Source organism: Kocuria sp. KH4, assembly GCF_053711175.1.
In genome coordinates, this window is record NZ_JBSJYX010000002.1 from 164,154 (window position 1) to 184,868 (window position 20,715).

The 20,715-nt window shown below is 73.5% G+C and carries 22 protein-coding genes; 7 read left to right on the forward strand and 15 right to left on the reverse strand.

What is annotated here, in order from left to right; all coding sequences use genetic code 11:
* Window positions 1-2: 2 nt before the first annotated feature.
* From ACWCOM_RS02860 to ACWCOM_RS02870, 3 genes are all read right to left on the reverse strand, one after another.
* Complete coding sequence (locus ACWCOM_RS02860; protein WP_454547226.1) at window positions 3-392, reverse strand: hypothetical protein; 390 nt, start codon at window positions 390-392, stop codon at window positions 3-5.
* Window positions 393-597: 205 nt separating this feature from the next.
* Window positions 598-1,488: a hypothetical protein gene (locus ACWCOM_RS02865; protein WP_454547227.1), complete on the reverse strand. Its 891-nt coding sequence runs from the start codon at window positions 1,486-1,488 to the stop codon at window positions 598-600.
* Between the two features lie 193 nt (window positions 1,489-1,681).
* A complete protein-coding gene (locus ACWCOM_RS02870; protein WP_454547228.1) occupies window positions 1,682-2,374 on the reverse strand; it encodes a DUF6318 family protein in 693 nt (230 codons plus the stop codon).
* Between the two features lie 221 nt (window positions 2,375-2,595).
* On the opposite strand from ACWCOM_RS02870, the gene ACWCOM_RS02875 reads away from it, so the two are divergent.
* The 5 genes from ACWCOM_RS02875 to ACWCOM_RS02895 are packed head-to-tail and all read left to right on the forward strand — an operon-like array spanning window position 2,596 to window position 8,384.
* On the forward strand, window positions 2,596-3,300 hold the full coding sequence (locus tag ACWCOM_RS02875; RefSeq protein WP_454547229.1) for an NUDIX hydrolase: 705 nt from the start codon (window positions 2,596-2,598) through the stop codon (window positions 3,298-3,300).
* Window positions 3,297-4,592, forward strand: coding sequence for a quinolinate synthase NadA (gene nadA / locus ACWCOM_RS02880; protein ID WP_454547230.1), 1,296 nt, complete (start codon window positions 3,297-3,299; stop codon window positions 4,590-4,592). Before ACWCOM_RS02875 ends, nadA begins: the two co-directional genes overlap by 4 nt.
* A complete protein-coding gene (gene nadB / locus ACWCOM_RS02885; protein ID WP_454547231.1) occupies window positions 4,589-6,307 on the forward strand; it encodes an L-aspartate oxidase in 1,719 nt (572 codons plus the stop codon). Before nadA ends, nadB begins: the two co-directional genes overlap by 4 nt.
* Window positions 6,301-7,212 (forward strand): carboxylating nicotinate-nucleotide diphosphorylase, encoded by a 912-nt coding sequence (gene nadC, locus ACWCOM_RS02890; protein WP_454547232.1) that lies wholly within the window; start codon window positions 6,301-6,303, stop codon window positions 7,210-7,212. Before nadB ends, nadC begins: the two co-directional genes overlap by 7 nt.
* A gap of 2 nt (window positions 7,213-7,214) precedes the next feature.
* Window positions 7,215-8,384: a cysteine desulfurase family protein gene (locus ACWCOM_RS02895; protein ID WP_454547233.1), complete on the forward strand. Its 1,170-nt coding sequence runs from the start codon at window positions 7,215-7,217 to the stop codon at window positions 8,382-8,384.
* 9 nt (window positions 8,385-8,393) lie between these two features.
* Here the strand turns inward: ACWCOM_RS02895 and ACWCOM_RS02900 are convergent, their stop codons facing one another.
* From ACWCOM_RS02900 to ACWCOM_RS02950, 11 genes are all read right to left on the reverse strand, one after another.
* On the reverse strand, window positions 8,394-8,915 hold the full coding sequence (locus ACWCOM_RS02900) for a hypothetical protein (RefSeq protein ID WP_454547234.1): 522 nt from the start codon (window positions 8,913-8,915) through the stop codon (window positions 8,394-8,396).
* 324 nt (window positions 8,916-9,239) lie between these two features.
* The gene (locus tag ACWCOM_RS02905; RefSeq protein WP_444697850.1) at window positions 9,240-9,860 is read right to left on the reverse strand and encodes a superoxide dismutase; all 621 of its coding nucleotides are present in this window, start codon (window positions 9,858-9,860) and stop codon (window positions 9,240-9,242) included.
* A 114-nt stretch (window positions 9,861-9,974) separates the two neighbouring features.
* Window positions 9,975-10,505 (reverse strand): SRPBCC family protein, encoded by a 531-nt coding sequence (locus tag ACWCOM_RS02910; RefSeq protein ID WP_454547235.1) that lies wholly within the window; start codon window positions 10,503-10,505, stop codon window positions 9,975-9,977.
* A 387-nt stretch (window positions 10,506-10,892) separates the two neighbouring features.
* The gene (locus ACWCOM_RS02915) at window positions 10,893-12,260 is read right to left on the reverse strand and encodes an MFS transporter (protein ID WP_454547236.1); all 1,368 of its coding nucleotides are present in this window, start codon (window positions 12,258-12,260) and stop codon (window positions 10,893-10,895) included.
* Window positions 12,257-12,691, reverse strand: coding sequence for a DMT family transporter (locus tag ACWCOM_RS02920; protein ID WP_454547237.1), 435 nt, complete (start codon window positions 12,689-12,691; stop codon window positions 12,257-12,259). The genes ACWCOM_RS02915 and ACWCOM_RS02920 overlap by 4 nt, the downstream gene beginning before the upstream one ends.
* The gene (locus tag ACWCOM_RS02925; protein WP_454547238.1) at window positions 12,681-12,998 is read right to left on the reverse strand and encodes a DMT family transporter; all 318 of its coding nucleotides are present in this window, start codon (window positions 12,996-12,998) and stop codon (window positions 12,681-12,683) included. Before ACWCOM_RS02925 ends, ACWCOM_RS02920 begins: the two co-directional genes overlap by 11 nt.
* A gap of 2 nt (window positions 12,999-13,000) precedes the next feature.
* The gene (locus ACWCOM_RS02930) at window positions 13,001-14,956 is read right to left on the reverse strand and encodes an amylosucrase (RefSeq protein ID WP_454547239.1); all 1,956 of its coding nucleotides are present in this window, start codon (window positions 14,954-14,956) and stop codon (window positions 13,001-13,003) included.
* Between the two features lie 352 nt (window positions 14,957-15,308).
* Window positions 15,309-16,247, reverse strand: coding sequence for an ABC transporter substrate-binding protein (locus tag ACWCOM_RS02935; protein WP_454547240.1), 939 nt, complete (start codon window positions 16,245-16,247; stop codon window positions 15,309-15,311).
* Window positions 16,248-16,331: 84 nt separating this feature from the next.
* A complete protein-coding gene (locus ACWCOM_RS02940; RefSeq protein ID WP_454547241.1) occupies window positions 16,332-17,003 on the reverse strand; it encodes an ABC transporter permease in 672 nt (223 codons plus the stop codon).
* Window positions 17,000-17,680: an ABC transporter permease gene (locus ACWCOM_RS02945; RefSeq protein ID WP_454547242.1), complete on the reverse strand. Its 681-nt coding sequence runs from the start codon at window positions 17,678-17,680 to the stop codon at window positions 17,000-17,002. The genes ACWCOM_RS02940 and ACWCOM_RS02945 overlap by 4 nt, the downstream gene beginning before the upstream one ends.
* Entirely contained in the window at window positions 17,677-18,786 is a 1,110-nt protein-coding gene (locus ACWCOM_RS02950) for an ABC transporter ATP-binding protein (RefSeq protein WP_454547243.1), read from the reverse strand. Before ACWCOM_RS02950 ends, ACWCOM_RS02945 begins: the two co-directional genes overlap by 4 nt.
* A 105-nt stretch (window positions 18,787-18,891) precedes the next feature.
* Here ACWCOM_RS02950 and ACWCOM_RS02955 point away from each other — a divergent pair, with 105 nt between their 5' ends.
* Window positions 18,892-19,419 carry a 2'-5' RNA ligase family protein gene (locus ACWCOM_RS02955; protein ID WP_454547244.1) on the forward strand — a complete coding sequence of 176 codons (528 nt, stop codon included), beginning with the start codon at window positions 18,892-18,894 and terminating at the stop codon, window positions 19,417-19,419.
* Window positions 19,420-19,506: 87 nt separating this feature from the next.
* Window positions 19,507-19,743 (forward strand): DUF6953 family protein, encoded by a 237-nt coding sequence (locus ACWCOM_RS02960; protein ID WP_047805053.1) that lies wholly within the window; start codon window positions 19,507-19,509, stop codon window positions 19,741-19,743.
* On the opposite strand, the gene ACWCOM_RS02965 is transcribed toward ACWCOM_RS02960, so the two are convergent.
* The gene (locus ACWCOM_RS02965; protein WP_454547245.1) at window positions 19,733-20,713 is read right to left on the reverse strand and encodes a helix-turn-helix transcriptional regulator; all 981 of its coding nucleotides are present in this window, start codon (window positions 20,711-20,713) and stop codon (window positions 19,733-19,735) included. The two genes, ACWCOM_RS02960 and ACWCOM_RS02965, sit on opposite strands and share 11 nt — an antisense overlap.
* Between the last annotated feature and the right edge of the window lie 2 nt (window positions 20,714-20,715).

Below are 20,715 nucleotides of genomic sequence, written 5' to 3' on the forward strand. Positions count from 1 at the left end.
CATCAGATCCGGTTGCCCGCGGCGTCCAGGCCGCCGGGTGCGGGCGCAGCGGGCTCGGTCCTGCGCCCGGCGGCGTCGGCGGGCTGGTCGGCCCCGGGGTCCGCCGGGTCCGCGGGGCCGGACGCGCCCTGCTCCGCCAGGTACCAGCAGCCGTTCAGTGCGCCGTCGAAGGCGGACATGGCGCCCGTGCCCACGTGGCCGGTGACCGTTCCGCCGTACTGGGCCGGCCCGTCGGCGAAGCGGAGCAGCAGGATCCCGTCCAGCTGCCGCCAGGAGCCGGAGAGGCCGCCGCCGGAGAAGGTGCCGTCGGCCCGGAAGTCGAGGCTCGTCCGCCCGTAGTCCCCGGTGCAGCCCCAGCTGTAGTGGAGCACCCAGGTGCCGGAGATCGTCACCGTGCCACCCCTCTCCTCTCGCGGCGCAGGGATGCCGGAGCGGCCGTCCGTCACAGGACCTCGCCACCCGTGGCACCGCTGCTCCGCCGTGGCGGCCCCCGGACGTCCGTCCGGGGGCCGGTCACCGGTTCGTCGGCGGGGCCGGGGAACCGGTGTGCACCGATCGTGCCACGCGGGTCGGACGGCTCAACAGCCGCCGCGTGGGTCAGCAGCCGGTGCCCTGCGGGTTCTGCAGGCAGTCGTCCGCGTAGTTGCGCACCGTGGAGCGCCAGACGCTGAGCGGCACCGGCGCGCTCGTCACGTCGTTCAGCCCGGCCACGGGCAGCCACGGCCCGCCCGCCACGGAGTACTCGCCGGAGAACCAGGTGGTCAGCGTGACGGCGTAGTCCCCGGTCTCGGTGTAGACGTGACTCGTGTCGGTCTGCACGTCCCACGCCCCCTCCTCGAGCGGGGCACCGCTCAGCTCGGTGGGCCCGAGCGCGCTGCCGTCCCCGTAGTCCCAGGCGAACTGCACCGGGAAGGCCCGCACCTGCACGGGGAAGCCGCCGAGTTCGGTGGCGAACTGCTGGGCCTGGGCCTCCGCGTAGACGTTGGTGTGCATGCCCTTCAGCGTGTCCGGAGCCGGCTGGACCACACTGGCCGCAGGGGCGACGGCGAGCGTCCTGAAGTCCTGCAGGGTGAACGTCGGCAGCTCCACGATCTCCTCGTCGCCCTCCGCCTCGGCGGCCGCCACGCACATGGGCTCTCCCCACGGCGTGCTCGGCCCTTGCCCCTGGCGCACGACGACGTTCATGTAGACGCCTTCACCGCCCCCGTCCGTGGTGCAGACCCGCTCGGCGAGGCAGTCGTCGAGGACTGCGCCCCTCCGGTTGGTGCACGGGTTCTGCAGGCCGAACGTCTGCGACTTCGACTGCGCGATCGTGTCCGGGTTGAACGGCCGGTCGATCCCCTGGTCGCTCAGATACCGGCGGAGCGCTTTCTGGAAGGCGGGATCCTCGTCGGGGTCATAGGCGGCCGGTCCTGGACCGACGGCAACTACGGCTTCTTCGCTATTGTCGACGATAGCTGGTGGCCCATCCTCGAGCCTAACCTCCATTTTCATTTTGTTCCCGTCCGCAACAGCAGTCATCGCCCTCGATAAATCGGCACCTCTTTGACTAGAAACGGAATGGCCGCTTCCTGCTCGAGCTACTCGATCCGATAGTTTCGACGGGCCCGTAGATTCCGCCGAAGCTACATCGACAGGAACGCAAATAAGTCCTATCAAGAGAACTACGACTTGAAAGGGTTTATTCATTTAACACCTCTGTACCGGACATGTTGGCTGCGGTGATGTAGACCCAGGCCCCTCGGTGAAAATCTAAGTAGATTGGGAATGGATCCCCTTTCCCCGTTCGGGATCGCGTCTCATAAGTTACCCGCCCTTCTTCGACCAGCTTTATGCCTTCAGAGTTGGACAAAGCAATAGGTTTATATATTCCGTCATTCGCGGACGCAAGCACTGAATCCTGAATAAATATGCTTTCCCTGCCTCCAATAAACCAGGCACCTTCCTTATAAACATCCTCAATGACATCGAATTGATTGATGCACACCTCACACGATTCACTCACTATGGCGCGAACGTATGTTGTATCGCCGGTTTGATTTGCGTACCACATCGCGTCGGACCAGTAGTCAAGGAAGGCCTGCGCCCCCTCCCGGGACTCCTCCCGCGCGAGCGGGGGCATGACCGGCTTCGGCACGTTCTGCGCCGGCCCGTCCAGCGAGGCCGGCACGTACTCGCCGGGCTCGGCGCTGGGGTCGGGCGTCCGCGCCGGCGCGGGCGAGCCGCCGGCCGACCCGTCGGCCGCGACACCGGCCGACGCCGCACGGGAGGGTGACGCCGCGGCGCCGTCGTCGTCGGAGCCGCAGCCGGTGAGGACGAGGAGCGCCAGGAGAGCGCTGCCGGCCGCCGCTGGAAGTGGACACGACCGCACCATGAGTTCCCCGCTTCGCTCTGCCGCGGCCGGACGCCCCGGTCGGATGGGTCAGATGCTAGACCTCGCACGCTGTGCTCGAGCAACCCCTGTGGAGGCAGGAAAGGAGCGTTTTCATGCGGCCTGGTCAGGAGTGACATGGTCACGACTCCGTTAATGTCAGCCCGACCAGAAGGGTGTTATAGTCACTCCAACCTGAAGGTCCGAGGCGCTGGGAGGTGACGATGACCGCGCAGAACGTGGCCCTGGCCGTGTCCACCGTGATCTTCGCCGCCCGGGACACCGGCCCCGACGGCCGCAAGGAGCTCTGGCTGCCCCTGGTCCGCCGCATCCGCGACCCCTTCCGGGGACTGTGGGCGCTGCCCGGCGGCCCGCTGCAGGAGCACGAGGACCTCGAGGCCTCCGCCGCCCGCTCCCTGCAGCTCACCACCGGCCTGCAGCCGGGCTACCTCGAGCAGCTCTACGCCTTCGGCGGGCTCACCCGCTCGGCCAGCGCCGAGGAGCGGGTGGTCTCGATCGTCTACTGGGCCTCGATCCGCGCCGACCAGACCACCGACCTGCACGCCGACCTCAACGTCACGTGGATGCGCGTGGCAGACCTGCCCCCGCTGGCCTTCGACCACAGCAACATCGTCGACTACGCGCTCTACCGGCTGCGCAACAAGATCACCTACAGCCGGGTGGCCCACTCGTTCCTGGGGGAGACCTTCACCCTCGCCGAGCTGCGGGAGGTGCACGAGGCCATCCTCGGCACCGCCCTGGACCCCGCCAACTTCCGGCGGCAGGTCCTGGCCTCCGGCGCCGTCCTCGACACCGGCACCCGCCTGGAGGGCACCCGGCACCGACCGCCCCGGCTCTACCGCCACGACTCGAACCTCGACCTCGCCGACCGCACCCCGGTCGGCCGCAGCACCCAGGAGCAGACATGACCTCCGTCGCCACCCGCATCGACCTGCTGGCCGAGAAGCCCGCGAACTCGCCCGGCGCCGGCCCGGCCCCGAGCACGTGCAGCACCGCGCTCGGCACGAGCCCGTGGGACTTCGCCCCCACGGTCTCGGCCGGCTACGGCCCCGGTGCCTCCCAGGACGACGTCGTGCCCGCCGGCTCGCCCGCCCAGCCGGTCATCCCCGCCGAGTACCAGCACGCCTCCGCGGAGGAGCTCGACCGCCGCATCGCCGCCGCCAAGACCGCCCTGGGCGACCGCGTGGTGGTGCTCGGCCACTTCTACCAGCGCGACGAGGTGGTCAGGCACGCCGACTTCCTCGGCGACTCCTTCCAGCTGGCCCGCGCCGCCCGCAGCCGCCCCGAGGCGGAGGCCATCGTCTTCTGCGGCGTGCACTTCATGGCCGAGACCGCCGACATCCTCTCCGGCGACCACCAGTCGGTGATCCTGCCCAACCTCGCCGCCGGGTGCTCCATGGCGGACATGGCCGACGAGGACTCCGTCGAGGAGGCCTGGGAGCAGCTCATGGACGTGCTCGGGGAGACCGACGACGACGGCCGGCAGAGCGTGATCCCGGTGACCTACATGAACTCGTCCGCGGCGCTCAAGGCGTTCTGCGGCCGCCACGGCGGCATCGTCTGCACCTCCTCCAACGCCGCCACCGTGCTGGAGTGGGCGTTCGAGCGCGGCCGGCGGGTGCTCTTCTTCCCCGACCAGCACCTGGGCCGCAACACCGCCAAGGCCATGGGGATCCCGCTCGAGCAGATGCCGATGTGGAACCCGCGCCACGACCTCGGCGGCAGCACCGCGGAGCAGCTGGCCGACGCCAGGGTCATCCTGTGGCACGGCTTCTGCTCGGTGCACCGCCGCTTCACCGTCGCCCAGATCGAGCAGGCCCGCGCCGAGCACCCGGGGGTGCGGGTGATCGTGCACCCGGAGTGCCCCATGCCCGTGGTCGACGCCGCCGACGAGCACGGCTCCACCGACTACATCCGCAAGGCGATCGAGGCCGCCGAGCCCGGCAGCACCTTCGCGATCGGCACCGAGATCAACATGGTCAACCGGCTCGCCGACGAGCACCCCGAGCACACCGTCTTCTGCCTGGACCCGGTGATCTGCCCGTGCTCCACGATGTACCGGATCCACCCCGGCTATCTCGCCTGGGTGCTCGAGGAGCTCGTGGCCGGCCGGGTGATCAACCGGATCGCGGTGGACGCCGCGACCGCCCGGGACGCCGAGGTGGCGCTCGAGCGCATGCTGGCTGCGCTGCCGCGGTGAGCGCGCCCCCGTTCCCCCGCGTACTCGTGGTGGGCAGCGGCATCGCCGGGCTCACCACCGCGCTGGCGGCCGCCGGCCGCGGGCTCGACGTGGTGCTGCTGAGCAAGGACCGCCTGGACGAGACCACCACGGTCCGCGCCCAGGGCGGGATCGCCGCCATGACCGCCGGTCTGCCGGGCGGGCAGTCCCGGGACTCCGTGGCCCTGCACGTCCAGGACACCCTCGGGGCCGGAGCCGGCACCTGCGACGACGATGCCGTGCGCGTGCTCGTGCAGGACTCGGCCGCCGCCGTCACCGCCCTGGTGCGGCACGGCGTCGCCTTCGACCGCGCGGGCGGCGCGAACTCCCCGTGGGTGCAGGGCCTCGAGGGCGCCCACTCCCTGCCCCGCATCCTGCACGCCGGCGGGGACGCGACCGGCCGGGAGATCCAGCGCGCCCTCGTGGCGGCAGCCCTGGAGGCCGAGGCCTCCGGGCGGCTGGAGGTCCTCCGGCACACGATGCTCGTGGACCTGGTCTCAGACCGGCACGGGCGGGTGCGGGGAGCCGTCGTCCTCGACGGCGACCGGCCGCGCGAGCTGCGGGCGGACGCCGTGGTGCTGGCCACCGGCGGGGCGGGCCGGCTCTACCCCCACACCACGAATCCCGCGGTGGCCACGGGCGACGGCATCGCCGCGGCCCTGCGCGCGGGAGCCGTCGTCGCGGACCTCGAGTTCGTGCAGTTCCACCCCACCGCCCTCGCCGCTCCGGGCTGCTTCCTGGTCTCGGAGGCCGTGCGCGGCGAGGGGGCGGTGCTGCGGGACGCCGGCGGACGGCGCTTCCTGCAGGACGCGCACCCGCTCGCCGAGCTGGCCCCGCGGGACGTCGTGGCCCGGGAGATCGTCCGCCGGTCGCTGGCCCAGGGAGGCCGGCCGGTGCTGCTCGACTGCACCGGGATGACCTCCTCCGCCGGCACCGGGCACGCGGGGCCGGACACCGCCGCGCACCTGGCGCGCCGCTTCCCCACCATCGACGCCGCCGTGCGGGCCCACGGCGTGGACTGGTCCCGGGAGCCGGTGCCCGTGACCCCGGCGGCGCACTACCTGATGGGCGGGATCGCGACCGACGACCGCGGCCGCACCAGCGTCCCGGGCCTGTACGCCGTGGGCGAGTGCGCGGCCACGGGCGTGCACGGCGCCAACCGGCTGGCCTCCAACTCGCTGCTGGAGGGCGCCGTGTTCGGCGCCCGCACCGCCGGGGCCCTGCCCGGGGACCTGCGGGGCGACGGCACCGCTCGGACGCCGTCCACCCGGCAGCACCCCGCCCGGTTCGCGCCCGGCGGCGTGCTGGCTCTTCCGGACCTGCCCGAGGCGGACGAGCCGTTCGACCGGCAGGCCTTCCAGGCCGCGATGTGGGCCGGCGCCGGCGTCCTGCGGGACGGTCCCGGTCTCGAGGCGCTGGTCCACCGGCTGGCCGCGCTCCGGCCGCCCGCCCTGCTCTCCCGTCCGGCGGTCGAGGACCGGAACCTGCTCACCGTGGGCCGCGCCGTGGCCGCCGCGGCCCTGCACCGCACCGAGTCCCGGGGCGCGCACTTCCGGGAGGACTGCCCGCTCCCCGATCCCGCCCGTGCCCCACGCACCTTCTGGCGCCGGACGCGGTCCGCCCGCCGCACCGGGCACCGAGTCACCACGACTGCATATGCGCACCACGACATGTACGAGAGGATTTCCGCATGCTGACCCGAGCCGCCATCACCGAGGTCGTCGAGCGGGGCCTCGCCGAGGACGCACCCTGGGGCGACATCACGTCCGAGCTGCTCATTCCCGCCACCGCCCTCGCCCGGGCCGAGCTCGTCGCCCGCGAGGACGGCGTCTTCTCCGGCGGTTCGGTCTTCGCCGCCGCGTTCGCCGCCGTGGACCCCGCCGTGGCCGTGGAGCTGATCCCCGCCGACGGGGACTCCTTCGCCGCGGGGGACACGCTGGCCGTGGTGGCCGGGCCCGCCCGCGCTGTGCTGACCGGCGAGCGCGTGGCCCTGAACCTCACCCAGCGGATGTGCGGCATCGCCACGCTGACGGCCCGCTACGTCGCCGCCGTCGAGCAGGCCGTCGCCCGGGTGGAGCGGGCGGCGAACCTGCCGCACGGCACGATCACCCGGACCCGGGTGGCGGACACCCGCAAGACCACCCCGGGCCTGCGGGTGCTGGAGAAGCACGCCGTGCGCAGCGGCGGGGGGCACAACCACCGGCACTCGCTCTCCGACGCCGTGATGGCCAAGGACAACCACCTGGCGCTGCTCACCGCCGACGGGACCGATCTGACCGGCGCGCTGCGGCAGCTGCGCCGCCGGCTGCCCCACACGGTGCACCTCGAGGTGGAGGTCGACCGGCTGGAGCAGATCGAGGCCGTGCTGGCCGGAGGCGCGGACACGGTGCTGCTGGACAACTTCTCGGTGGACGACCTCGTGAGCGGCGTGGCGATCATCGACGGCCGCGCTACGGTGGAGGCCTCCGGCGGGGTGAGCCTGGAGACTATCGGGGAGATCGCCGCCACCGGGGTCGACGTCATCTCGGTGGGCGCGCTCACCCACTCGGCCCGCAACCTCGACCTGGGTCTCGACGTCGTCCTGGACGTCCGGAAGGACTGAGCGTGCTGTACCTCGACGCGGCGGCGACCACTCCCGTGCGGCGGGAGGTCCTGGAGACCATGTGGCCCTATCTCACCCAGGAGTTCGGCAACGCCTCCAGCCACCACGAGGCGGGCCGCCGGGCACTGGCCGGACTGGACACGGCCCGGCGGACCGTGGCCGAGGTGCTCGGCTGCCGACCCGCAGAGGTGGTCTTCACCTCCGGGGGGACCGAGGCGGACAACCTGGCGGTCAAGGGCATCGCCCTGGGGCGGCGGGACCGCGACCCGGCGCGCACGCACGTGGTGACGAGCGCGGTGGAGCACTCCGCCGTGCTGGAGTCCGCGCGCGACCTGGCTCGCTGGGACGGCTTCGCGGTGACCGAGGTGGGCGTCTCACCCGAGGGCCTGGTCGACCCCACCGACCTGGCCGGGGCTGTTCGTCCGGGCACCGCGGTGGTATCCGTGATGCATGCGAACAACGAGACGGGTGCGGTGCAGGCGGTCGCCGAGCTGGCTGCGGTGGCTCGGGCGCGGGAGGTCCCGTTCCATACGGATGCGGTCCAGGCGGCCGGGTCGCTGGAGCTGGACGTCCACGCGCTCGACGTGGCGGCGCTGAGCCTCGCCGGGCACAAGATCGGGGGGCCCAAGGGCGTCGGGGTGCTCTACGTGCGCCGGGGCACGCCCCTGCGCCCCCTGCTGAGCGGCGGCGGGCACGAGCGCGGCCGCCGCTCGGGCACCGTCGACGTGGCGGGCGCCGTCGGTCTCGCCGCGGCCCTGCGGCTGTCGGCCGAGGAGCGGCCGGCGAAGGCGGTGCGCCTGGCCGCCCTGCGGGACCGGCTGATCACCGGGGTCCTGACCGAGGTGCCCGCGGCCCTCCTGACCGGTCCCGACCCGCGGGTGCACCCGGGGTCCCGGCTGCCCGGGCACGCATCCTTCTGCTTCCCGGGGGTCAACGGCGAGACGGTCCTGGTGGACCTGGAGGCACGGGGGCTGCTCGTCTCGTCCGGGTCGGCCTGCTCGGCCGGGGACACCGAGCCCTCGCACGTGCTCACGGCGATGGGCTACCCGCCGGAGGTCGCCACCACCGCGGTGCGGTTCACCCTCTCCGCCGACATCACGCCGGAGCAGGTGGACGGGATCGTCGCGGCCGTGCGCGACGTGGTGCGGCGAGCGGGCTCCCCGCACGGCTGAGGCCGTGGCTCAGCCCACGGGCACCGGGTGCTGCACCCCGTCGTGGCGGACCATGAGCACCGGCTCGCCGGTCGTCTCCGCGGTCCGCATGCTGTCCTCGACCAGGGACCACGGGCCCGCGGGACACGAGCCCGGGGCCGGCCCCTCGGGCGCGGCGCTGGAGGCGCCGCGCCCGTCGAAGCCCTGCAGCCGGAAGCCGGTGACCGTCCCCCGCCACGTGGTCCGGGGCCGGCTCGAGATCGCCCGGGACTCCGTGACCACCAGGTCCGTGCGCCGCGGGAGGACCTCCGCCGTGGCGGCGTGGACGCACGACCAGGAGATGGCGGTGACCGCCTCGGACTCGGCCACGAACTCCAGTGAGGCGGCCTCGGCCCGCAGGGTCGCGTCGTCCCAGCCCAGTGCGGCCCGGACGGCGTTCCCAGTCACGAAGCCCGTGCCGTCCTCGTGCAGCTCCGAGACCGCCCACGGCGGGGCCGCCGGCCCGAGGGCCACCCCCGCCAGGGCCGCCAGTACCGTGATGACCTTCTGCATGTGTCGACCCGTCCCCCCGTTGCCCGGCGCGGCTCCCCCAGCGCCTTCCCGAACGCTAATGGAAGGCCGGGGGCGGATCCAGTTCCGTGACGGACCTGTGACCGCGCTGTGACATGGGACGACACGCTCCACCGGGCGGCCGCGCCCGTCGGGCGGCCGACGACCGCGGGAGGACGCGCCCGGCGGGCGGAACAGGGAGGACCGCCCGGGAGCGGCGGGTCCGGCACCGGGTCGGGCGGACGGCACAGGACCCCCGGACCGAGCGGTCCGGGGGTCCTGTGCGCGGTGGACGGCGCACTGCGCGCCGACCGTGCGGGGTGGGGATCAGACGATCGACGCGCCCCCGGTGCGTGCCTTCTCGAAGCGCTGCTGGACGTCGGCCCAGTTCACGATGTTCCAGAAGGCCTTGACGTAGTCCGCCTTGACGTTCTGGTAGTCGAGGTAGAAGGCGTGCTCCCACATGTCCAGCTGCAGCAGCGGGATCGTGGCGACGGGCACGCCGTTCTGCTGGTCGTACATCTGCTCGATGACGAGGTTGCCGCCGATGGGCTCGTAGGCCAGGATCGCCCAGCCGGAGCCCTGGATCGTGGTCGCCGCGGAGGTGAAGTGGGCGCGGAAGGCGTCGAAGGACCCGAAGTGGTCGTCGATCGCCGCGGCCAGCTCACCGGTCGGCTTGTCGCCGCCCTCCGGGGAGAGGTTGTTCCAGAAGATCGAGTGGTTCACGTGACCGCCCAGGTTGAACTGGAGGTCCTTGGACAGCTTCGCCGCACCGGCGCCGTCGCCGTTGGCGCGGGCCTCCGCCATCTTCTCGAGGGCCGTGTTCGCGCCGGCCACGTAGGTGGCGTGGTGCTTGTCGTGGTGCAGCTCCATGATCTTCGCGGAGATGTGGGGCTCGAGCGCCGCGTAGTCGTAGGGGAGATCGGGAAGGGTGTACTTCTCGGCCATAGGAGAATCCTTTCGATAGCTGTCGTGTGGTTCCACACTCGTCCCGCGCGCGAGCAGGGGTCAAGGAGGTTCCGCCACCAGCGTACGGTGCCCCGGGGTGCGCCGCGCGGGACCTCAGAAGAAGTCGGGGGGCGTCTCGAGCGTGCAGCGGGGCGGGTGCGCCGTCAGCTGGGACGGCACGGTGAACTCGAACTGCCCCGTCTCCAGCAGCCGTTTGAGGTCCCCGAGCTCGGCCGCCAGGTTGCGGCGCACGATCCGCTCGGCCCACCCGGCGATGCCGGCCCTCGCCGCGGTGACGCGGCCGTCGACCGTGGTCCGCACCTCGGTGCCGCCGTCCGCCGCCGTCCACGTGGTGACCGCCAGGAGGTCCACGATCCCCCGGGTGGTCCGGAGCGCCAGCCTCCGCCCCGGTTCGTGCGCGGAGACGATCGTGACGTAGGGGAAGCGCAGCGGGCCGACCCGGCCGAAGAACTCCACCGAGGTCCCGGTCTGCAGCACCGGTGTGCTGATGGTGGGCACCCCCGCCACGCCCCGGTGCCACAGCGGGAAGCAGCCGCTGTCGAGCAGGAAGCGCTCCACCACGCAGGGGTCCACGCCGATCACGTCCTGGGCGTCCACGCGGAACGATGCCGGGCCGAGTGCCATTCCAACCTCCATGCCGGTCCCAGGGCCCGGGACGCCGCCGCACGGCCCCCGGGGCACGGACGGAATCCTTCGTCCATGCACAAACATTCACTTTAGCGACCGGGAGTCCCGCGCGGCCACCTCTGCGTGCACACCCGGTGGAGAAACTTGTCCACAGGTGTGGACGAGCGTGTGCACACGTCGAACACCCGTACGCCTGTTTCCTCCCGTGGGGCGCAGACGCACGTCAGGACAGGGGCGTGCGGTGCTACCCGTGCGTAATTCCACCGGTGGAAGTTATCCACGCTGTGGACAACGCCTGTGGAGGAGATGTCGGGAGGTCCGGATCCGGGAGGTCATGGAAGGTCGCACGGCGTCGGGCCGCCCGGGAGGAGCGGCGGCGGGCGGTCAGCGCCGGGGACCCGCGGACGGGGTCCGGTCCGTCGTCCCGGCCCGGGACCGGGAGCGGCGGACGAGCACGGCGAGCAGGCCGCAGGCCAGGTAGCAGACGAGCACCAGGACCCAGCCGGCGGCGAAGGAGCCGGTGAGCTGCAGCAGCACGCCCATGACCAGCGGCCCGGAGCAGAACCCGGCGTAGAGCCCCATGGTGACCACGCCGGTGGAGGCGCCCACGCGCTCGGCCGGCACGGCTCGCATCGCCCCGGACATCACGATCACGCTGACCGCGAGTGCCGCCCCGCCGTGCAGCACCGCGGCCGGCCACACCGCCCACGCCAGCGCGGGATGCGCGGGGGCCAGCACCAGCAGTCCCGCGCTCACGGCCGCCCCCAGGGCCATGCCGGCGAGCAGCACGAACCCGTCGGCGCCCGGACGGTCCATCACCCGCGCCCACAGCACGCGCGAGGCGATGCCCACCAGCGCCGCGACCGAGACCGTGGCCCCGGCGGCCACGACGTCGAGGCCCAGTTCCCGGTGGGCGTAGAGCGGCAGGTAGACGTTGGCCGCCTGCGCGCCCAGCCCGGTCAGCGCCGCCGCGGCCGCGTACGCGCGCACGACGCCGGGCATCGGCGGGCGGCCCCCGCCCCGCCCCGGCCGGTGGGGGGACGACGACCCCGGCCGGGACGCCGCAGCCGCGCCGGACGCCCGCTGCGGTCCGGGCGCGGGAGCCGTCCGAGGCCCCGCCTCCGCACCGGGCTCCCGTCCCCTGCCGCACCGTGCGGCCGCCCGCCCACCGGCGTGGTTCTCCGGCACGGTGAGCCATCCGTGCACGAGCAGGAGCAGGACTCCTCCGGCGGCCACGGCCACGGCGGTGCGCCAGCCCAGGAGCAGTCCGAGCGCGGGAAAGGTCAACCCAGCCACCAGCTGGGCGGCCTGCACCCCGGCCTGCTTGACGCCGAGCCAGCTCGCACGCCGGTGGGCGGGCACGTGCAGGCGGATGAGCCGGTTGGTGGCCGGATTGGCCATGACCTGGCCCAGGCCCGAGAGCACCATGGCCAGCAGCAGCACGGTGTAGTCCGGCGCGACGGCGGCGAGCAGCATGGCCAGGACGGCCCCGCCGAACATCACGGCCAGCAGGGTGCGCGCGCCCAGCCGGTCCGCCCACCGGCCGGTGCGCACGGCGGTGACGGCGGCGACGAAGAAGGTCACGGTGGCGAGCAGCCCGAACTGCGCCTCCGTGAGCCGGAGGTCCTGGATCACCAGGGGGCTCATCGCGGAGAGGCTGTGCGTCAGCAGCGGGCCCACCGCCATCGTGGCCGTGAGCACGAGCATGAGGTTCGCCCCCGGGGCCCGCTCCCGCTCTCCCGGCGGGTTCACCGGGCGGGCTCCCGGCGCGGCCGGTCGGCGGCGTGCAGTCCGGCGACGCACGCGACGATGCCGGCCAGGAGGAGGGCCTTGGGCCAGGACAGCTGCTCCTGCCCGGTGCCGGCCGCCCACGCGACCGTGAGCACGGCGCCGATCCCGGTCCACACCGCGTAGGCGGTGCCCATCGGGACGACCCGGGCGGCGCGGGCCAGGGTGATCATGCTCAGCACCAGCGCCGCCGCGAAGAGCGCGGTGGGGCCGGGGCGGGTCAGTCCCTCCGCGGCCCCCAGGGACGTGGCCCAGACGGCCTCCAGGACCCCGCTCACGAGCAGCAGCGCCCACGCCCGGGACCGCCGCGCCGGTGCGTCCGGCGAGGCCGTGAGGGAGCGCGGGGGCGGGGCGGTCGACGACGTGCGGCCGGTCGCCGGGAGGTCAGGCGACAAGCCGCAGGCCGATCACGCAGCCGATGATCCCGAGCACGAGCAGGACCTTGAGGGCGGTCGCGGCCTCCCGGCCGGTCAGCATGGACCAGGCCACGGTGAGGGCTCCGCCGATGCCCACCCACACCGCGTAGGCCGTGCCGGTGGGCAGGCTCGTCATGGCGTGGGCGAGGCCGGCCAGGCTCAGGACGGCCGTCACCGCGAACACCGCGGCCGGCACCGGGCGGCGGAGGCCGTCCGAGGCGGCGAGCGCGGACGCCCACACCGCCTCCAGGACCCCCGAGAGGACCAGCACGACCCAGGCTCCCACGGTCAGCGCTTCGGGACCACACGGATCCAGAGGAACCCGTGGGCGTCGATCAGGAGGCCGTGGCGCAGGTCGAGCTCGGTGTTCCCGTGCAGCTCCACGGCCTGGTGCAGGAATCCCGAGAGGGTCTCGCCCGTGACGAACTGGGACCAGTCGGAGAAGTTGGCCAGGCACAGCACCATCGTGTTGCTGCCCGGGCGCTGGTAGCCCAGCACGTGCGGGTTGCGCGTGTCGAAGGGGACGAGGGCGTTGCCGTCGAACTCCGGTGCGCTGCGGCGCAGCTCGACCATCCGGCGGATGCCGCCGAAGATCCGGCCCTGCACGGAGAACAGCTCGTGGCGCCGCTCGTAGTCCTGGACGGGCCGTGGTGGCCGGTGCACCCACCGGGCGTCACCGGCCTGGGCCGGGTCCTCGGCCCAGGCCGGGTCGTTGAGCTGGCCGACCTCGTCCCCGAGGTACAGCAGCGGGACGCCGCCGGTGCTCATCGCCACGGAGTGCGCGAGCAGGACCCGGTCCACCGCGGCGCCGGGGTCCTGCGCGAGGCCGAGCAGCGACGCGGTGGTCCCGCACACGCGGCAGTCGCCGGTGCGCGGATTCTCCTGGAAGGGCACCCCATCGGCGAAGCTGCCGGGGTGACGGCCGGTGTAGAAGGCGTTGAGGAACCGCCGGTGGTCGTGGCCGTCGACCCCGAGCCGGGCCGCGTCCTCGTCGGAGAACGTCCAGCCGATGTCGTCGTGGCCGCGCACGTAGTCCACCCACGCGGTGCCGGGCGGCAGGGCGTGGCGCTCCGCCAGGGCCTGGGCCAGCAGCTTGGGCTCGCGGGTGGCCATCGCCTCCCAGGTCAGGGCCATCTGCAGGGGGTTGTAGGAGAGCTGGCACTGGCCGGGCTCGACGTAGCGGATCACCTCGTCCGGGTGGACGATCGCCTCGGACTTGAACAGCACCGACGGCGCGGCGATGCGGCACAGCGCGTTGTAGGCCCGCAGCAGCACGTGGGCCTGTGGCAGGGACTCGCACGCGGTGCCCAGCTGCTTCCAGATGAACGCCACCGCGTCCATCCGCAGCACCTCCACGCCCTGGGCGGCGAGGAAGAGCAGCTCCGCGGCCATGGCGCGGAAGACCGCGGGATTGGTGTAGTTGAGGTCCCACTGGAAGGAGTAGAACGTGCTCCACACCCACCGGGGATCCTCCTCGGTGGCCCGGATCCTGGTGAAGGAGCCGGGGTGGTCGTCCGGGAAGATCTCGCGGGTGGTGCGCTCGAACTGCTCCGGGACGGTGCGGTCCGGGAAGATCCAGTAGTAGTCCTCGTACTCCGTCTCCCCCGCCGCGGCCCGGCGGGCCCACTCGTGCTCGTCGGAGGTGTGGTTGAAGACGAAGTCCAGGACCAGGCTGATGCCGTGGCGGCGCAGCTCCCGGCTCAGCTCGGCGAGCTCCTCCATGGTCCCCAGGCGGGGGTCCACGCGGCGGTACGACGACACGGCGTAGCCGCCGTCCGAGTTGCCCTCCGGGGCCTCGAACAGGGGCATGAGGTGCAGGTAGGTCAGGCCCAGCTCCTGGAAGTACGGGATCTGCTCCCGGACCCCCTGCAGGCTGCCCGCGTACCGGTCCACGTAGCAGACGCCGCCGAGCATCTGCCGCGAGCCGAACCACGCCGGGTCCTGCTCCCGGCGTGCGTCCAGGGCCTTGAGGTCGTCGGGGCGCTCGGCCCAGGAGCGCGCCAGCTGCAGGCCGAGCTCGGTGAGCTGCTCGAGGAAGTCCTCGCGGTGGCCGTAGACCTCGGCGAAGAGCAGCGTCAGCCGGGGGAAGTGCTCGTCGAACCGTCGCTCGAAGTCCTTCCAGCCGCTCCCCGGCAGCTCGGCCGGACGGCGTTCGCGCACCTGCTGGCGCACGCACTCGGTGATCACACGGGCCTGGTTCTCCGGCGAGAGACCCGGGATCCCGGGCGGACTGGTGTTCGGCACGCTGCTCCTTCGGTCGTCCACTCCTGGGCGGGGCGGTCTCCGAACTCGAGATCCTCCTTGACGACGAGCCCTCGGATGGTCACGGGCTCGTCCCGCGCGCGTCGGCAGGGGGCAGCCCGCACCTCAGCATACTGATGCGCTCCCGGGTTTTCAGCGGTTGACCGGCACACCTCTCCACATCCCTGTGCACAGAGTTGTCCACAGGTGTGGACGATCATTGGGGACAGCGGGGAAACGGGCCGCCGCCGCCGTGTCCGGCCCGGCAGCCGGCGGAACCGGCGGCGCCGGGTGGGGACGCGCGTGTGGACAACCCTGTGCAGGGCCGGTCCCGCCCGGGCGGGACCGGCCGCGCTCAGTAGCCGTTGGCGGAGAGCCACTCCTCGGCCGCGTCCGCCGGGCTGACCGGCTGGTCGCCGCTGACCTTGCGGTTCAGGTCGATGAGGTCCTCCGTGCTGAGCTTGCCGGAGAGCTCGTTCAGGGCGTCCACGGCCTCCGGGGGCAGCCGGTCGGCCGCCGCGAGCGGGAGCACCTGCTGGGCGATGAAGTTGTTCTCCGGGTCCTCCAGCACCACGAGGTCGTTGTCGGCGATCGCCGGTGTCGTCGTGAAGATGTCGGCGACGTCCACGTCGCCGTTGAGCAGGGCCTCGACGGTCAGGGGCCCGCCGCCGTCGTTGATCGGCTCGAAGGACTCCGGCACGCAGCCGTACTTCTCCTCGAGGCCGTCCAGACCGTAGGCGCGCTCGGCGAACTCCGGCGGACCGGCGATCACCAGCTGGCCGCACACCTCGGCCATGTCGGCGATGCTCGTGAGCCCGTACTGCTCCGCGGTGCCCGGCGCGACGACCATCGCGTCCTTGTTCTGCGCCTCGGAGGGCTCCAGCACGGTGAGCCCCTCGGGGAGGGCAGCCGGCAGGGCGTCCATGATCTCCTCGGCGGAGCTCGCGGTGGCCTCGGGGTCGGCGAAGAGCAGGAGGTTGCCCGAGTAGTCCGGGACGACGTCCACGGACCCGTCCTGCACCGCTCCGACGTAGGCCTCCCGAGCCCCGATCCCCAGAGACGTCTCGGTCTGGATCCCGGCGGACTCGAGCGCGCCGGCGTAGAGCTCGGCCACGATCTCGCTCTCCGGGAAGTCGGCGGAGCCCACGGTCACGGTCTCCGCGGACCCCGTGGCGGTCTCCTCCTCCCCGGCGAGCGGGTCGCCGCCGGAGCCGCAGGCCGTCAGCCCCAGCAGCAGGGCGGCGCCCAGGGCCGGCCCGGCGGCGCGGCGGAGGGAAGCGGGAGCAGCGGTCATGGTGGTTCTCCTGTCGGTCGGTGCAGGTGGTCGGTACAGGCAGTCGGGGCGGGCGGGCGGTGGCCGCCGGAGGACGTCGGGCGGTCAGGGCGAGGCCGCGCGCAGGCCCGGCGAGGTGGAGAGCCGCTGGGCCGCGGCGAGCGCGGCGTCCACGGCCAGTGCGAGGAGCGCCACGAGCACCACGGAGCCCAGCATCCGCGAGTAGTCGCGCACCGCCAGCCCGTCGATGAGGTAGCGGCCGAGCCCGCCCAGGTTGATGTAGGCGACCACGGTCACCGTGGCCACGACCTGCAGGGCGGCGTTGCGGATCCCGCCCAGGATCACCGGCAGCGCGTTGGGCAGCTCCACGCGGGCCAGCACCTGTCCCCCGGTCATGCCCATGGCCGTCCCGGCGTCCTTGAGGGCCGGGGAGACGTTCGCGATCCCGGCGTAGGTGCCCGACAGGATCGGGGGGATCGCCAGCAGCACCAGCGCGATGATCGGAGGCACGAGCCCGAGCCCCAGCAGCAGGGTGAACAGGGTCAGCAGGCCGAGCGTCGGCAGGGCGCGCAGGGCACCGGCCAGACCCACGACCAGGCCCGAGCCGCGTCCGGTGTGGCCCACCCACAGACCGAGCGGCACCGCCACGGCCAGGGCCACGGCCAGGGTGATGCCGCTGTAGGCGAGGTGCTCGAGCAGCCGGGCCGGGATGCCGGCGGCCCCCGACCAGTTCTCGGGGTCCGTCAGCCAGGACAGGGCGGTGCCGACGAGGCTCATGCGACGGCTCCTCTGCGCACGCGCGGCACGGGCGGGCGGGCCCCGCCCGCCCGCTGCCACCGGGTCAGGGCGTGCCCGGTCCCGCGCAGCACCAGGTCGAGGAGCACGGCCAGGAGCACGGTGAGGGCGATGCCGACCACGATCTCCTCCAGGATGGAGCGGCGCAGCCCGTCGGTGAACAGCGTGCCGAGGGACTGCACCCCGATCACCGCGCCCACGCTCACCATGGAGATGTTGCTGACGGAGGCGACCCGGAGCCCGGCGACCAGGACGGGCACCGCGAGCGGCAGCTCCACCCCGAGGAACCGGCGCAGCGGGCGGTAGCCCAACGCGGTGGAGGCCTGCAGGACGTCCCGGTCCACGGACTCGAAGGCGTCCACGGAGGAGCGGACGAGGATGGCGACCACGTAGACCGTCAGGGCCACGACCACGTTCAGCACCGAGGTGATCTGCGTGCCCAGCAGCAGGGGCAGGACCACGAACAGGGTCAGGGACGGGATCGTGTAGAGCAGGGACGAGCCCGTGACGAGGACCGGGCGCAGCGTGCGGCTGCGGGCGGCCAGCCGGGCCACCGGGATCGCGATCAGGGCGCCGAGCAGCAGCGGGAGCACCGACTGGAGGAGGTGCGCGCCCGTGAGCTCCAGGACGTGGGGCCAGTTCCGGCTCGTCCAGTTCACCGCGGGGTCCGCCCGCCGAGCCGGGCGTCCTGGATGGCGGCGATGATCTCACCGGGCTCCATGACCCCGACCGCCCGCCCGTCCCCGTCGACCACCACGGCCAGGCCCGAGGGCGAGGACAGGGCGGCGTCCAGGGCGCTGCGCAGGGAGCCGCCGGGCCGGTGCAGGGTGCCCCCGACCACGGGGTCGGTCTCGGCCCCGGTGCGCACCCAGCCGCGCGGGGCGCCGTCGTCGTCGATCCGCAGGGTCCAGCCCCCGGGGAAGGCGCCGTCCCCGGGCCCGACGACGCCGGGGCTGCCGTCCGGGCGGAGGACCGCCACGGAGCGGAGCGGGATGTCGTGGGCCGAGTCGAAGGTGAGGGAGCGGAAGCCTCGGTCGCGGCCCACGAAGTCCGCCACGAAGTCGTCGGCCGGCGCCCGCAGCAGCTCCTCCGGGGTGGCGTACTGGGCCAGGCGCCCGCCCTTGGCGAAGACGGCCACCTTGTTGCCGAGCAGGACCGCCTCGTCGATGTCGTGGGTGACGAACACGACCGTGCGGTGCAGCCGGCGCTGGAGGTCGAGCAGCTCCCGCTGCAGGTCCTGGCGCACCACCGGGTCCACGGCGGAGAACGGCTCGTCCATGAGCAGGATGGGCGGGTCGGCCGCGAGCGCCCGGGCCACGCCCACGCGCTGCTGCTGCCCGCCGGAGAGCTGGGACGGATAGCGGGAGCCCAGCCCCGCGTCGAGGCCGACCGTGGTCAGCAGCTCCCGGGCCCGCTCCCGCGCCTGCCTCTTCGGCACGCCGTTGAGCTGGGGGACGGTCGCGATGTTGTCGACCACGGTGCGGTGCGGCATCAGGCCGGACTGCTGCATGACGTAGCCCATGGAGCGGCGCAGCTCGTGGGCCGGCACGGAGGTGATGTCACGGCCCTCCACGGTGACGGTGCCGGAGGTTGGCTCCACCATCCGGTTGATCATCCGCAGGGACGTGGTCTTCCCGCAGCCGGACGGCCCTACGAAGACGGTCAGCGACCCCCGCGGGATCTCGAGGTCCAGGGCCGCGACGGCGGTCGTCCCGTCCGGGTAGGTCTTGCCGGCACCCTGGAAGCGGATGGCGATGTCGGTCATGGAGATCCTCCCGTTGCCGTGCCGCCAGTATAGGCAAGGAGCTCCGGCGCCCGGCTAGACTCGCGTCCACCGGAGCGGGCCGTCCGCGCCCGGAGGAGGTGGGCGGTGCACAGCCTGGAACTGCTGCTCGGCGAGGACGCCGAGGCGTCCGTGCGCGCCGACTGGGACCGGCTGATCGAGGCGGGCCTGCCCAGCTCCGGCCGGCACCGCTCCCCCTCCAACCGCCCGCACATCACCGTGGTGGCCGCACCCTCCCTGGCCCCGGGAACGGTCCCGGGCGTCGACGAGCGGGTCGCCGCCGCCGCCGGGTTCGTCGACCTGCCGCTGGCCAGCGCCGGGGTGCTGCTGTTCGGCCCCGGGCGGGGCGGCTACGTGGTGGTCCGCCAGGTGGTGACCACCCCGGAGCTGCTCGAGCTCCACCGGAAGGTCTGCGACGCCGTCGGCACCGTGCCCGGGCAGGCCCGCACCTCCTTCCCCGGGTCCTGGACCCCGCACATCACCCTCGCCCGCCGGATGCGCCCGGACCAGGTGGCCGCGGCCCTCGAGGTCCTCGAGCCGCACCCCGCCCCGCTGCGGGCGGTCTCCCTGCGCCGCTGGGACTCGGACGCCCGCACGGTGGTCCGGCTGGCCTGACCGGCCGGGGCCCCGGGTCCCGCGCCCCCGGGCTCCCCGCGACGGCTCGGGTGCGGCCGGGGCCCCGGAGCCGCGTAGGCTCGGAGCATGACGAGCGCACAGGACATCGCCGGCTGGATGGTCGACCGGATCCGCACCGAAGGGCGGCTGTCCCAGGAGCAGGCCGTGCAGGAGATCCCGGAGACCTTCGGGCCCGAGTGGGTCCGCACCTTGGAGAACGGGCACACCGCGATCAGCAAGGAGGTCCTCGCGGAGTTCCGCAAGGCCCACGGCGGCACGGTGCAGTGGGACCGGGACCGCCGCTTCTGGTCCGTCAAGGGCTGACCCCGGGAGGGCCTCCCCCGGATCCCGGGCCCGCCCGCAGCATCCGCCGCCCCATCTCCTGCAGGAGCGCGGCGAGCTCCGGAGGGTCCAGGACCTCCAGCTCGAAGCCGGTCCGCACCAGGTGGAGGGCGGTCTCGGCCAGGTCGTCCCCGCCCGCCTCGAGCACGCACGCGGCCGGGCCGTCGGCCGTGAGCCGCCCCGCCTGCGGCGGGACGACCTCCCCGGCGCGCTCCAGCGGCACGAGCAGGCGCACCCGCACGGTGTGCGCGGAGGCCCAGGTGGTGACCGACCGGCGCACGTGCTCCTCCACGTCGGGCACCGGCCGGGGGACGAACCGGAACGTGGTGGTGCGTCCGCCGTGGATCCGGTCCAGGCGGAACGTGCGCCAGTCGCCCCGGTCCACGTCCCAGGCGAACAGGTACCAGCGCCGGCCCAGGGACAGCACCCGGTACGGCTCGATCCGCCGCTCGGCGCGCCGGCCGTCCCGGGTCTCGTAGTCCAGCCGCACCAGCACCCGCGTCCGCACGGCCCGGGCCAGCAGGACCAGGACGTCCGCGTCCACGCTCGGCCCGGCCGGGACGACGACGTCGACCGCTCCGGCCACGGCCGAGACCTCCTCGCGCAGACCCGGCGGCATCAGCTGGTCCAGGGTCGTCAGCGTCCGCAGCGCGGCCTCGCCCAGCCCGTCGATCCCGGAGGCCGCCGCCAGCCGCAGTCCCACGGCCGCGGCCACCGCCTCCTCCGGCTGCAGCAGCAGGGGCGGCAGCCGGCGCCCCGGCCCCAGCCGGTAGCCGCCGCCGTGCCCGCGGTCCGCCGGCACGGGATAGCCCAGCTCCCGCAGCCGGTCGACGTCCCGGCGCACGGAGCGGACCGTGACGCCCAGCTCCGCGGCCAGCTCCGGCCCGGTCCACACCGGGCGGGACTGCAGCAGGGAGAGCAGGCGCAGGACGCGGCGGGTCGGATCGGTCATGG